General features: G+C 40.6%; 13 protein-coding genes. 5 read left to right on the top strand and 8 right to left on the bottom strand.

Annotated elements, in window-relative coordinates:
- Positions 1 to 107 precede the first annotated feature (107 nt).
- Entirely contained in the window at positions 108 to 809 is a 702-nt protein-coding gene (locus AAEY62_RS05755) for a DUF3581 domain-containing protein (protein WP_024590053.1), read from the bottom strand.
- Between the two features lie 112 nt (positions 810 to 921).
- On the opposite strand from AAEY62_RS05755, the gene AAEY62_RS05750 reads away from it, so the two are divergent.
- A complete protein-coding gene (locus tag AAEY62_RS05750; protein WP_024590054.1) occupies positions 922 to 1,791 on the top strand; it encodes a CPBP family intramembrane glutamic endopeptidase in 870 nt (289 codons plus the stop codon).
- Between the two features lie 101 nt (positions 1,792 to 1,892).
- A complete protein-coding gene (locus AAEY62_RS05745) occupies positions 1,893 to 2,285 on the top strand; it encodes a hypothetical protein (RefSeq protein ID WP_024590055.1) in 393 nt (130 codons plus the stop codon).
- 16 nt (positions 2,286 to 2,301) lie between these two features.
- On the opposite strand, the gene AAEY62_RS05740 is transcribed toward AAEY62_RS05745, so the two are convergent.
- The 4 genes from AAEY62_RS05740 to proB form a co-directional block, all read right to left on the bottom strand.
- On the bottom strand, positions 2,302 to 2,601 hold the full coding sequence (locus AAEY62_RS05740) for a hypothetical protein (RefSeq protein ID WP_021032137.1): 300 nt from the start codon (positions 2,599 to 2,601) through the stop codon (positions 2,302 to 2,304).
- 163 nt (positions 2,602 to 2,764) lie between these two features.
- Positions 2,765 to 4,249: a glutamate--tRNA ligase gene (gene gltX, locus AAEY62_RS05735; protein ID WP_007581594.1), complete on the bottom strand. Its 1,485-nt coding sequence runs from the start codon at positions 4,247 to 4,249 to the stop codon at positions 2,765 to 2,767.
- A 39-nt stretch (positions 4,250 to 4,288) separates the two neighbouring features.
- Positions 4,289 to 4,648 carry a glutaredoxin family protein gene (locus tag AAEY62_RS05730; RefSeq protein ID WP_007581591.1) on the bottom strand — a complete coding sequence of 120 codons (360 nt, stop codon included), beginning with the start codon at positions 4,646 to 4,648 and terminating at the stop codon, positions 4,289 to 4,291.
- Positions 4,649 to 4,764: 116 nt separating this feature from the next.
- Positions 4,765 to 5,868 (bottom strand): glutamate 5-kinase, encoded by a 1,104-nt coding sequence (proB, locus tag AAEY62_RS05725; protein WP_024590056.1) that lies wholly within the window; start codon positions 5,866 to 5,868, stop codon positions 4,765 to 4,767.
- Between the two features lie 119 nt (positions 5,869 to 5,987).
- Here proB and AAEY62_RS05720 point away from each other — a divergent pair, with 119 nt between their 5' ends.
- Positions 5,988 to 6,947, top strand: a complete 960-nt coding sequence (locus tag AAEY62_RS05720) for a DMT family transporter (protein WP_350634732.1) — start codon at positions 5,988 to 5,990, stop codon at positions 6,945 to 6,947.
- On the opposite strand, the gene AAEY62_RS05715 is transcribed toward AAEY62_RS05720, so the two are convergent.
- From AAEY62_RS05715 to pdsO, 3 genes are read right to left on the bottom strand one after another with little or no spacing between them, the layout of a single operon-like run.
- The gene (locus tag AAEY62_RS05715; protein ID WP_081709144.1) at positions 6,842 to 7,447 is read right to left on the bottom strand and encodes a class GN sortase; all 606 of its coding nucleotides are present in this window, start codon (positions 7,445 to 7,447) and stop codon (positions 6,842 to 6,844) included. The two genes, AAEY62_RS05720 and AAEY62_RS05715, sit on opposite strands and share 106 nt — an antisense overlap.
- Complete coding sequence (locus tag AAEY62_RS05710; RefSeq protein ID WP_029769846.1) at positions 7,444 to 9,480, bottom strand: marine proteobacterial sortase target protein; 2,037 nt, start codon at positions 9,478 to 9,480, stop codon at positions 7,444 to 7,446. Before AAEY62_RS05710 ends, AAEY62_RS05715 begins: the two co-directional genes overlap by 4 nt.
- 45 nt (positions 9,481 to 9,525) lie before the next feature.
- Positions 9,526 to 10,257 carry a sortase-associated OmpA-like protein PdsO gene (gene pdsO / locus AAEY62_RS05705; protein WP_024590059.1) on the bottom strand — a complete coding sequence of 244 codons (732 nt, stop codon included), beginning with the start codon at positions 10,255 to 10,257 and terminating at the stop codon, positions 9,526 to 9,528.
- A 203-nt stretch (positions 10,258 to 10,460) separates the two neighbouring features.
- Here pdsO and pdsR point away from each other — a divergent pair, with 203 nt between their 5' ends.
- Both pdsR and pdsS read left to right on the top strand, forming a co-directional pair.
- Positions 10,461 to 11,150 carry a proteobacterial dedicated sortase system response regulator gene (pdsR, locus tag AAEY62_RS05700; RefSeq protein WP_024590060.1) on the top strand — a complete coding sequence of 230 codons (690 nt, stop codon included), beginning with the start codon at positions 10,461 to 10,463 and terminating at the stop codon, positions 11,148 to 11,150.
- The gene (gene pdsS / locus AAEY62_RS05695) at positions 11,150 to 13,288 is read left to right on the top strand and encodes a proteobacterial dedicated sortase system histidine kinase (protein WP_024590061.1); all 2,139 of its coding nucleotides are present in this window, start codon (positions 11,150 to 11,152) and stop codon (positions 13,286 to 13,288) included. Before pdsR ends, pdsS begins: the two co-directional genes overlap by 1 nt.
- Positions 13,289 to 13,474 lie beyond the last annotated feature (186 nt).

Genomic DNA, 13,474 nt, shown 5'->3' with positions numbered 1-13,474 from the left:
TTAATCGTAGTTACTCACTTTCGCTTTAGCGCTAAAACAATAAAAAACCAATAAAAAAGGCGCTAAATAACAGTTGTATTTAGCGCCTTTTATAATTTTCTGTAGCTTTAAGCTGGCTTTAGTGTCGCTTTACGTTCGTTGTAAAACGCGATTAAATCATCAACTGTTGCTTGGCAGTATTCGCGAATACCCGAAACCACCATGTGCTTTTCACCACTACCCACTTTAACGCCGTTTTCTAACAGGTTAAAACGTAGTGTGATTTTTCCGCGCTTACCGGCATACTCAAAACTAGGCTCTGCAAACTCAAGTTCTGGTTCTGTAATATTAAGATTATCAAGATTGATAAGCATTGATTCGTAAATCACCATCGGACGAGCAGGGTTTATCATTACCTCTTGCTTGCCCATTAATGGAATAATTACATGCGGAAAAGTAGTACCAGAAAACTCAACATAATTTTTTATAAGACTATTAGTTAATGCTGGGCATTGGCTGGTTTTACCGCTGCGCTTTACCTTTAAAATTACTTTTTCGCCATTGGTAACATCAAACTCATCAGCTCCCTCAGGAAAATTAAGTTTGGTGTTTTCATCAACCATACCAGCAAAAGTAAATTCCATTTGTTCACTAATACCGTAGCGGTCTAGTACCAATGAAAAAAGTAAGTCTCCTGGCGCGCAAAACTTTTTGGCATCTTTGTCGTGAAGTGGATTGTAATCGTCAGCAACGCATTTAGCGAATCGACAACCCTGCTCACGAGAGATAGAAACATAATCAGCATGCTGCTGAAAAAAAGGACTTAACATAGTTTGTTCACTGCTTAAACTGCTTATAACCTATCTATATTACCAGAAAAAAAATATTGAGAGGTCGAATCTGTTAGATTAATGGCTAAATAAAACAGAGCAATAAAAAACAATGACTTTTTATTTATTAGCGCTATCAATTATATGTGTTTTTCCGTACTGCAAAATATCAATAATGCGGCAACCCCTTTGGCACTACTTACTAGCTTTAGGTGTTGTAAGTGCGTATTTTCAAGGTTACATAAATTTATATGCACTGCTCAGTACTGGGCTTTACGTTGTTTTATACTACAGTGTGCTAAATACAAAGCGGGCAATAATACGCGCTATATTAAGTACTGTTTTTATAGTTTCCTCATTGGCATTAGCACTTCATTGGGTGCCTGGTTTTAATAACCTCCCTATTGTTATAGATGAGTGTATTACAAGCGATGCGATTGCTTTTACCCTTTATGCTAATTTTGATAAAGCTATGGCTGGGTTATTCCTTTGTGCTTACTTTTATTCGAATAAAAAAGCTTTAAAAGCAGACTCTAATAAAGCAGGCCCATTAAACGTTAAACAACCTATTTTTATAATTATTGCTACTGTTTTAGCTTCGCTCACTGCGGCTTTAACACTTGGACTTGTAAGCTTTAACCCAAAAGTGCCCAACTTTTGGTTAGCCTTTATTGCTATTAATCTTTTATTTACCTGTGTAACTGAGGAAGCTTTGTTTAGAGGTTTATTACAAACCAAACTTAGCCAAATAATCACATCTACTCGCCTAGCGCTACTTGCTCCAATAATGACAGCTGCAGTGTTTGCTTTGGCGCATTTTGCTGGAGGATTTAACTATGTATTGGTTTCATTTATTGCAGGCTTAGGATACGGCTATGTTTTTTATAAAACGCAGCGCTTAGAGTGGGCTATTTTATGCCATTGGTTGGTTAATGTTTGTCACTTCTTTTTGTTTACTTACCCTATGCTCAGTAAAATCTAAATACATTTACAAATGCTAACAATTTACTCAGCAGTAAACATTGCCAGCATTTGATTTTGTTAGTAATTTACTACTTTAAATAAATTAAAGGATTAATGAATATGCTACGTTTTATAGCAACAATAACTGTGCTCGCCACAATAACTGGTTGTTCAAGCATGACTTATCATACAGATATAGACAACGGCGTTTTATCTCAAGAAATTGGCACCTACGTTAATAAAAGAGATTTACAGCAATTTTATAGCGACCAAGAAGCACACGAAAGTGGCGCAACACTTTTAGGCCGAATAGAAGGTGAAAGCTGTGATGGCGACGGTATGGGCAGCAATAATGCAAGTTACAATCGCTCTAAATCAAACGCGATTGATTTACTTAAAGCTGATGCTATGCGCAGGGGCGGGAATGCTTTTACTATTAATTCCTGTAGTGAAACCTCTGTATCGTACTGCGACTTATCTGTTTTATGCACCGGACAGGCCTACGACTATTAATAAGTAAAAGTGCAAATTATATATTAAGCGCAAAGCTCAGTAGCACACGCTTTCCAGACTCGATTTTAGATACGCTGTGTTCGTACTTATCGGGTCTGAACAAATACACGCGATTAAATAAATTTATAATGCATTTTGAGCATTTAAATACCCCACCCGCTTTAGGTTTCTCTAATACAAAATTGAGCTTGTAATAGCGCCCTTGCTGCACAGGGTCAATATGGTTCATTACGCTATGATTGGTTGGGTAAGTAACAAGGTTTATCGAAAATGTGTTACTGCTAAAAATGGCTTTGTTTTTAACGGTTGCAATCATACTGCCTCCCATGAGTTTATATACCCTATTGTATCATTGGGCTAAGTACTAATACTTTAGTTAAACAATATCAAAATACGATGTCATATAGCTAAACAGCCTGAAACAAAAAAGCCGAACTTATTTTACTAAGCTCGGCTTTTAAAAGTACATTGTTTAGCAATTATGCACTTGGGTATTCGCGGTACGCACGCTCTATATTTTTAGCCTGCTTTTTAGAAATACCTAAATGAGCAAGTGCTACACGTAAACGGGCGCGTGATAGGTCAGACCCCAATATTTCCATTGCATCAAGCACTGACGTACTTGACGTTTTGCCAGTAATTGCGACAAATATTGGCTCTAAAAAGTCTTTAATCTTAAGCTCGTGGAATGTTGCAACTTCTTTTGCAATTGCAAAAATAGCGGGCTTTTCAAAGCTACGTAAACCTTCAAGCTGCCATACAAAAAATTGTAGCGCTTGGCGAATCACGTTTTCGTCTGCTTTGCCGGCTGTTAATAGCGCAGGATCGTAAGTTGGAATACCACCTACAAAGTGCCCTGCAAGCTCAACCATATCCGACAGCGTATTAATACGTGTTTTAACTTCTGGTAATATTTTAGCGAGCATTTCGCCATTAAACTTCCAATCAACAAAGCGCTGAATTAACTGCTCGTCGGTTAGATTTTCGCGGATCCACATGCCGTTTAACCAGCTTAATTTATCTACGTCGAATACTGGACCACCAAGCGATACGCGCTTCATGTCGAAGTTTTCAATCATCTCATTAAGTGTGAACTTTTCACGCTCATCAGGCATTGACCAACCCATACGGCCTAAGTAGTTAAGCACGGCTTCTGGCAGGTAGCCCATTTCTTTATAGTAATTAATAGACGTTGGGTTTTTACGCTTAGACAGCTTTGATTTATCTGGGTTACGTAGTAATGGTAAGTGACCAAGTACTGGCGCTTCCCAACCAAAATCTTCATACAGTTTTAATAACTTAGGTGCTGAGTTAATCCACTCTTCACCACGGAAAATATGACTAATTTCCATATGGTGGTCGTCAACTACGTTCGCTAAAAAGTACGTTGGAAAGCCATCCGCTTTTAAAAGCACTTGCATGTCTACGTTTTCCCACGGGATCTCAATTTCATCACGTAAGTAGTCGTTAAACTTAAATGTGCCTTCGCTTGGGATTTTCATACGTATAACGTAAGGTTTGCCTTCAGCTAAGTTTGCTTTAATTTCTTCATCTGTATGGTTTAAACCACGACCGTCATATTTAGGGCGTAGGCCTTCTGCCATTTGCTCTTCACGCATTTGATCAAGCTCTTCGCTTGTTGCAAAGCAGTAAAACGCTTTACCATCATCAACTAACTGATGCGCGTATTTTTTATATAAATCGCTACGCTCAGATTGACGGTAAGGACCAAATTCGCCACCCACATCAGGACCATGATCCCACTCAAGCCCTAACCAACGTAGGCTATCCATAATCGCAAGTTCAGACTCTGGCGTGCTACGTACTTGGTCTGTATCTTCTATACGAAGTACAAATTCACCGCCTTGTTGTTTAGCAAAACAGTAGTTAAATAAGGCGATATAAGCGGTGCCAAGATGCGGGTCACCAGTTGGCGACGGGGCAACACGGGTGCGAATTGTCATGGTATATTCTCTTTAAATAAGTGAGATAATAAAAGTGGTTTATGCAGCTACTTTGTTTAAGTAAGCAATAATATCGTTTGATTCGTACAGCCATTGTACTTGGCCGTTTTGCTCTATACGCAGGCAAGGCACTTTAACTTTGCCGCCTTGTTCTAGTAGCTCTTGACGATATTGCTCATTGTCTTTTGCATCGCGTGTTTCTATGTTTAAGCCTTCGCGTTTAATGGCGCGACGTACTTTTACACAAAACGGGCATGCTTTAAATTGATACAGTTTAAATTGTGAGGTTTGCTGATCAAGCTGTGCTTGCTCGTCGCTTGCACGCTTTTTACTGCGAGGAGTAAATACAAAATTAAAGAATAAGATTATACAACCTAAAAACCAACGAACTAATTTCATGTTCTGTGCTCTGCTTACAACAATTTAAGGAGCCAGATTTTAGCACAAATTTACAATCAAAAAAGTGTAATACTGCGAGAATTACACTCAAGTAATTTAATTTACTAAAAGTGCTTCTATAGCAATACCATATCATCCCTATGAAGTACTTCTGCACCACTATCGTAATCGAGTAACTGGCCTATTTGACTAGAATGCGCACCCTTTATTTTATTTACCTCGATGCTACTAAAGCGCGTTAAGCCCCGTGCAATTACTTGATTTTTTGCATCTATTAAATCAATTAAATCACCGCGTTCAAAACGTCCAAATGCATTAGTAACGCCTTTAGCAAGTAAGCTTGCACCTTTATTTTGAAGGGCACTAATAGCACCTGCATCTATAACAATTTGGCCGGTACTTTTAGGCCCAGCTAGTAGCCATTTTTTACGGCCATCTTTTGGAGCGGTGAGTTTTAAAAAGCGTGTACCAGGTAACTCGTCACTCATACATTTTAAAATAACGTTTTTACCTGCGCCTTTAGCAATAATAACTTCAACGCCTGCGCGCCTTGCAATGTCGGCGGCTTGCAGTTTAGTCGCCATGCCGCCAGTACCTAAGTTTGTACCACTGCCACCAGCAAGTTGGCGCAGCTCATCGTTTATATGTGTTACTTCACCAATGAGAGTAGCATCGGCGTTTGTGCGCGGATCGCTGGTAAATAACCCTTCTTGATCGGTAAGTAGCAATAATTTATTAGCATTAGCCAAAATAGCGACAAGTGCCGATAAATTATCGTTGTCGCCTACTTTTATTTCACTGGTAGCGACTGCGTCATTTTCGTTAATGATGGGCACAACGTCGTAATTTAATAACGCATTGAGTGTATCGCGGGCATTAAGGTAGCGCTCTCTGTCGTCTACATCAGCGCGAGTAAGCAGCATTTGCCCTACATTTACCCCGTATAAAGCAAACAAGCTCTGCCAAATATGAATAAGTTGACCTTGTCCAATTGCAGCAAGCATTTGTTTATCAATTAAGCTTCTGCCACAGGGTTTTAATAGTTGTTCGCGCCCAGCAGCTACCGCGCCGCTCGATACTAAAATAACGTGATGCCCCTGCTTTTTAAGCTCGCAGCATTGGCGTACTAATTCAACCATATGTGCTTTGTCTAGTTTATCGGTGCCGCCAGTTAGTACGCTTGTACCAAGCTTTACAACTATTACCTGTTCCCTTTGCATGTGCTTTTTACTATTGATTAATTAAAGATGAATTAATTTATACCAGCTCGGTATTTTTGAACAAGTTAAAAATTTTCATGCTAGGATCTGATTTTATTAAATTAAGTAAATTACTCTCTATGCCTGCCAGTTTATGTTTAATTATTGCCACCTTTTTATGGGGCAGCTCTTTTATTGCGCTTAAATACGCCATTGCTATTTACGACCCTGCATTGGTGATATTTTTACGCATGCTCACCACGTTAGTTTTGTCGCTTTGTTTATGGCGCTACGTTATTCGGTTTGAGTATTTAAAAGGTGACTGGAAGTATTTAGTGGGTATGTCGCTTGCTGAGCCTTGCTTATACTTTTTATTTGAAGGCCATGCAATGGAGTACACATCAGCCTCGCAGGCCGGTGTTATTGTCTCTTGCTTGCCTATTATTATTGCGCTGCTTGCCTTTTTATTGCTTAAAGAATACATAAGTAAATCCATCGTGGTCGGTTTTACGCTGTGTATTGGCGGCAGTATTTTACTTACGCTTCTTTCACCAAGTACCGACCAAGCACCTAATCCGTTACTAGGTAACTTTTTAGAGCTTATGGCGATGGTGTGCGCTGCATTTTATACCGTAAGTATTAAACATTTAGCTAATCGCTACTCGCCCCTGACTTTAATTGCGTTGCAAGGTATTAGCGGCAGCTTGTTTTTTGCGCCGTTTTTATTTTTTATCGACCTACCAAGCGAAAACCAACACGACTTAACTGCGCTCATGAGCATTTTGTATTTAGGTTCGTGTGTAACCCTTGGCGGCTACGGCATGTACAACTATGCAATTAGCAAAGTATCGGTATTAACCGCTGCTGCGTACTCTAATTTAATTCCTATTTTTACACTTATTTTGTCAGCTATTATTTTGGGCGAAGTGCTCAACGCTTGGCAATGGCTGAGCATATTTGTGGTATTTATTGGCGTAATGATAAGCCAGCGCCATCAAGAGCTCGTGGTTGATATACCGCTTAGTGAATCGGGCGAAGACATTTGCGCAGATACAAGCAACCTTAAATCAGTACCCGAGGCAAGCGAATCAAAAGGGTAACAGGTAAGCAAATACAGCCCAGATGTTTGTAAAAATGAGTTTTGGGATTGATGAATAACCTCAATCCCCGTTACCTTATAATTTTGAATCACCCCACTTTGCAGTTGCAAAGTAAACGCCTCACCTACTTTGGCGTTTTGTAAAAATGCAAAGTGGGTGTCGTTATGCCCGGCTATTAGCGCGCCTTTTTCGTTTCCAAATTCTTTTCCGCCCAGCTCCCCTGCAGGTAAAAATTGGCTAGGCGCAAACGCTAAATTGCGACCACTCGCTCCAGCTAATACACTTAATGTTTTATTATGGCTTGGCCAATCAAGCTTTGCAGTCACGTAGCTGTCGGCGTAATACCACGGCTTTACTTTAGTGTCGGGTGATTTAAGTGCCTCTTGCCATGCTTGCTCAATTAATACTTGAGCAAGCCACGCTTTTGCCTGCATATAAGCGCCGTGACCAAATAATCCAAGCCCAGCTATTAGTAAACCCACGCTTAGCCACTTTTTCATTTACGTGCCCTGCTTAACTTAAATGATCGGTTTATTTTAAGGGCGCTAAATCCCAATAATAAAATACAGCCTAGTAATATATGTAACCTGCTTTGCCCATCGGTTTGCGGTAAACGCATTGCCATACCTTGTGGTACTGCATTAGTAGCTTGCGCCGTTTGCTCTGCCACTTCTTTTATTTGAGTTTGTTCAATCGCTATAAAAGCAGTAAACGGGCTAAGTAATTGATGAGTAAGCGCAAGCTCCTGTACTTCATCTTTAACTACACTTTGCTCGTTGTATAAAAGTAATGATTTGATTTTTTGGCGCGCCCACAGTTTTGCTATACCTTGAGCGCTTGAGCTATTTTGTGTACTTAATCTAATACTTAAGGGCCCTTGTGCAGTTTGCCCAGCAAGTACCACACTTTTAGCATTATTAAGTTTTATAGCGACCATGATAGGCTCGCCAAAATATAAATCAGGTAGTGGTGATGGCCAAAAATCTAAGCTGTTACCGCTTTCATCGCTTAGCGCCAAATTAGTAATAGCCGGATGTGCAAGCTTATCAAACAACTGCTGCATTTTAGGTTGCACCTCGCTTGTGCTGCCTATAAACGTAAATGAGCCTTTGCCTATATCTGCCGCTCGGCGCATAAAAAAGCTGTTAGGTGCGCTGCCAATACCTACCGTAAATAAGCGGCTATCGCCTAACTTACTTTGAATATTTTTAAATAATGCATCTTCATTACTTACGCTGCCATCAGTTAAAAATACAACTTGGCGTACAAAACCATCAAACTCGCTGCCATCAAGTACGGCATTAAGCGCACCTTGTATTTCTGTGCCGCCGTCGGCTTCTAGGCTATAAATAAATCGCTCTGCACGGCGTAAATTAAAGTCGCTGGCTATAAGTGGTTTATCGCTCATTGGAGTCACTATGTTGTCAAAACCAATTATGTTAAAGCTGTCGTCGCTATCGAGTAATGACAGCGCATAAAACAACGCTTTTTTAGCTTGCTCCATAGATTGCCCGTGCATAGAGCCTGACGTATCAACTACAAATACCATTTCGCGAGGTAAGCGCTGAGTTTGTGTAAAGTGATCCCCCGGTGGCATTAGCATAGCAAGCCCGTATCGGTCACCATTTTCAAACTGCTGAGTAAAAAATGCGGCTTGAGCTTGCTCTTTTTGCAGCGGTTTAAACTCAAGTACAAAGTCGCGATTAACTGCATTTGTCTCATTTAATGCTATTTTATATTGTCCAAACGCAGTGTTTTGCACATCAACATTGTGAAATTTAGAATTGATATCCACCAGCTCTAAGCCTACGTCTATATCTATGTTTAAGCTAAATTGGCTGCTTGGTACGTTATCATTTTGAGTACTATTTTGAGTGATGTTTTGAATGCTGTAAACAGGGCTTAACCACCCCGTTGGGAGTGGGTTAGTATGCGTTTGGTTTTGAGTATTAACCTCAACCTCACCACTAATCGCGTGATAACGCGGTGTAATGGTAGTCGGAAACCTAATAGCGAATGTGCCGCTGCTATAGTCAATTATTTCTTGATACTCAAGCTCAATAATTACTTGCTCCCCAGGACCAATGTTTGCCACATTCGTAATGAACATATTGGCGCGTTGCTGGCGTACAAGGGCCGCTTGCTTACCTGCTTTTTTAGCCTCCTCGTATTTTTTTTCAGCTTCCACTTTTTTATCAATTTGGCCTTTAATGACTCGCTCACCTATACGCATTGTCATGGCATGTACGGCGCTTTCATCTGGCAATGGAAAAACGTAGCGCGCATTAACCGCAAACGGGTTTTCGTTTTGATAGGTCTGCGTTACTACAACATGATTAATTAGGCCGGTTAAGGTCATATTGGCATCGCTTTTTAATACTATTGCAGAGCCCGCTGGCGCACCATTGCTATCAAAAAGCTCTAACTTGGGTGATTGCGCATGGCTTTTAAAGCTAGCTAACAGCACAATCACTATGAATATAAAAATGCTTACTTTAGTAAGCATTTTGGTTGGTTTACTCAATTTAAACATAAATCACTCCATCGAACGCTTAGCTTTACTTAGATTCAGTTAGTTTTAGTTACTCGCCGTTTGGCCATTTACACTATTCATTGAGCGAGTGGTAAGCGTTACGCGTCTATCAAAAAAGTTATCTTCCACCGTGTTGCTATTAGCCAATGTTTGCTGCTCGCCAAATGCCTGCGTGCTTAAGCGTTTATGGCTTACGCCGTGTTTTATTAAATAGCTTTGCACGGCATTTACACGCGCTTTAGAAAGTAAAAGATTAGCTTGCTCATTGCCGCGCTGATCGGCAAAGCCACTTAAATCAAGTACGAGTTGTGGTTGATTGTTTAACAAGGTAATGAGTTGGTCTAACTGCAGTGCAAAATGCGGGGCAACAACACTTGAACCTGTTTTAAATTGTACCGTCATCGCCAATAAGTTATTAATTTGAACTTGAGTTAACTGCTCATTTTGATTGGCAAGCACTTCTACCTGTTGCTCTAACATATTGTTGTGGTTAAGCACGTGTTGGTAATCGCTGGTTTTTTCTTTCATGACCGTAATGGCACGCTCTTGCTCAGCAATTTTGTTATCGGCTACTTTTGAATCGCCTATTAAGCCACCGGCAAATGCCCCAATAAACGCACCAATTGGCCCACCCACTACGCCGCCAATAATAGCGCCTGCACCTAGTCCAATAGCCGTTTCTTTATGGGCTTCTTTTGATGGCGTGTTAGATGTTGAGGCAATTGCTGGAGTACAAAAACTAGCAACGAGTGTTAACGCGATTAATGTCTTCTTCATGATTTGATCCTTAAACTTACTTTTTAATTTATGATGTTTTGTTTTGATGGGTGTATTAAAACAAGCTCAAGTGGCAACAAAGGGGATCAAAAATGGCAAACTGCTGAGCAATTGTGGCAAAAAAATGGCAATTGCCTTTTTAAGCGTACTTAACTTAAAAACTTCGATATAGTGCACAAAGAGGCAATAGGATAATGATTAAAATGAAAAAAATAGCCATCGTCGAAGATGAACCCGCAATCCGCGAAAACTACATTGAAATGCTGAGCTTACAGGGCTACCAAGTGAGTGGCTTTGCAGATCGCGCTAGCGCTGAAGCTGCATTTAAAAATGCCCTGCCCGATTTAGCCATTGTTGATATTGGCCTAGGCCATGAAATAGATGGTGGTTTTTTACTGTGCCAAACATTGCGATCGCTTTCTAAAACACTGCCTATTATTTTTTTAACCGCCCGCGATAGCGAAATAGATACCGTATGCGGCCTGCGCATGGGCGCCGACGACTACCTAACAAAAGACATAAGCTTGGCTCACTTGGCTGCGCGTATTGGTGCGCTATTTCGCCGAATGGAAGCACTTGAACAACCTGCTGATGCAAATGCACTCATAACACGCGGGCAGTTAACGCTAGACACGCAACGTATGCAGGTATTTTGGCAACAACAATTAGTTGATTTAACCGTAACCGAATTTTGGATGCTGCATTCACTCGCCCAGCGACCAGGCCATGTTAAAAGCCGTAACGATTTAATGAGCGATGCAAAAATTTATGTAGACGACAGCACCATTACTTCACACGTAAAACGTATTCGTAAAAAGTTTATAGCACTCGACAGCGCCTTTGATTGCATAGATACCGTGTATGGCATGGGCTATCGGTGGGAACAACACTAATGCTTCGATTTGGTCTGCGCAGTAAATTTATATTACTTTCATGTTTTTTGTTTCTGCTACCGTGGCTTGGCTACGAGTACGTGTGGGAAATGGAAAAGTTTTTACGCCAAGGCCAAGAAAAAACCCTCGTAGGCACCACTCGAGCACTTGCTACCGCATTGCATGAGCGCCCTGCGTTATTTGACGAGCAAACTAACTTTTTAGACCAAGTAGTAAAAGGCCGCGATTTATACGCTTATAATCTTAAAAACCCTATTCAGCTCGACGGTAAACTTAACGATTGGGACAGCTATCAACCGCTATTTTGGCATTACGACAAGCGCTACTTACAAAAAACAGATAACAAACATCAAGCCAGTGACTTATCGTTTGATCATATGGTGGGAAAATTTGATAATTATTTATACGCCGTATTTAAAGTAACTGATAACACACTTATTTATCGCGCTAAAAATAGCTTAAGCATTACCAATAACGATTATTTACAAATTGGTTTAAAAACACCTGACGCCCAGTTTAACACTTACATTATTGCGCCGCGCCAAGACGGCTGGGTTAATGCGTTTGATGCAAATACCAAAGCCCCTTTTACAAAAATTCAGGGCTATTTTGAAAGTACCGAATCAGGTTATAACGTAGAGCTGCGCTTTCCTATTAACATGCTGGGCAACAAACTTGGCTTTGCCATTGTTGACATTGATAGTAAAGAGGCATTATTAGAGCCTAAAATAATGTCGACCTCAAACTTAAATAACCCAAACGATTTAGGCTCAGTATTAGTCCCTTCTCCAGAAATTAGCCGTATTTTAAAAGGCATGGGCCACAGTGGTAGCCGCATTTGGGTGGTCGATAACCATCATCGTGTACTTGCGCAATCGGGTACTATTCAAAATGCAGATGGCGTTTGGGCTGATGGACTTGCTAACCAAGCACCTGAAACCTGGTGGCAGCGCTTTGAGCAAAATTACTTGCACCCAATTTACTATAAAATATTAACGCGCCCCGAAAATAAGTTTTTAGATACCCTGCACGATGTAGCTTCTATGCAGGGCACACATTTAGCGAAAGCATTAAAAGGACAACCAGCATCGTCTTGGCGATTAACACCCGACAGTAAAGCCGTTATTTTATCGGCCGCTTACCCTATTTGGATTCAAGACCAAGTAATTGGCGCAGTAATAGCAGAGGAAACCACAAACGGCGTACGAACACTGCGTAACAAATCGCTCGAAAAACTCTTTAACGTTATTTTAGCCGTTATGCTAATTGGCACTGTTACCCTGTTCTTTTTTGCCTCGCGTATATCGAGCCGTATTAGACGACTACGCGATACAGCTGAGCAAGCAATTGATGCACAAGGGCGTGTTACCGGCAGTATTAATTACAGTGACGCTAACGATGAAATTGGCGATCTGTCTCGTAGTTTTTCAAACATTGTTAGTAGACTTGGTGGCTATACCGATTACTTAGAAAATATGTCGTCGCGGTTGTCACATGAGCTTCGCACGCCTGTTGCCGTAGTGCGCTCGTCACTCGAAAACTTACAAAGCTTGCCACAAAACGAGCTGAGTCAAAAATACCTCGATCGCGCCAGTGAAGGCGTTGAACGCTTAGGTAAAATAATAACCACCATGAGCGAAGCCACTCGCCTTGAGCAAAGTATTCAAAGCAACGAGCCTGAGCCTTTTGATTTACAAAAAGTAATAAATGGCTGCATGCAAGGCTATCAGCTTACTTACCCAAACCAGTTATTTACGCTTGATGTATGCCAAAACAAATTACCTATGCAAGGTGCACCGGAGTTTATAGCTCAGCTGCTTGATAAACTTATTAATAACGCGCTGGAGTTTAGTGAGGCCAATACGGCTATTAATGTAGGCCTTAAGCAGAGCGAAAATAAAGCAACATTAACAGTGAGTAACACAGGCCCCGCGTTACCCGAAGGATTAACTGAGCATATTTTTGACTCTATGGTGTCGGTACGTAGCCAGCAAATGCAGCAACAGCCACATTTGGGGTTAGGTCTTTATATTGTAAGGCTGGTGTGCGACTATCATAAAGGCAGTGTAACTGCGCAAAACAACGAACAAGGTGATGGTGTCGTGTTTACCGTAACACTGCCGTTAGCTAATAGTTAGGGCTGTATTTATACCGTTATATCTGTACCGTTATATTTATAGCCACAGCATTATATGCAAATAGTAAGTACGTAATAAATTAAGCTGTATATTTTTAGTTAAAAAGAATTATTTTAATTTACCTTAACTCCATATAAATTAACAAATAAACACCTCTCATCCCTCAAAACCTGCCAGTTACAATTT

It is taken from the genome of Pseudoalteromonas sp. GW168-MNA-CIBAN-0100 (genome assembly GCF_040309225.1).
GTDB classification, from domain to species: Bacteria; Pseudomonadota; Gammaproteobacteria; order Enterobacterales; family Alteromonadaceae; genus Pseudoalteromonas; species Pseudoalteromonas arctica.
The sequence above is the reverse complement of the archived record's forward strand: the minus strand, read 5'-3'. Positions and strand labels throughout refer to the sequence as shown.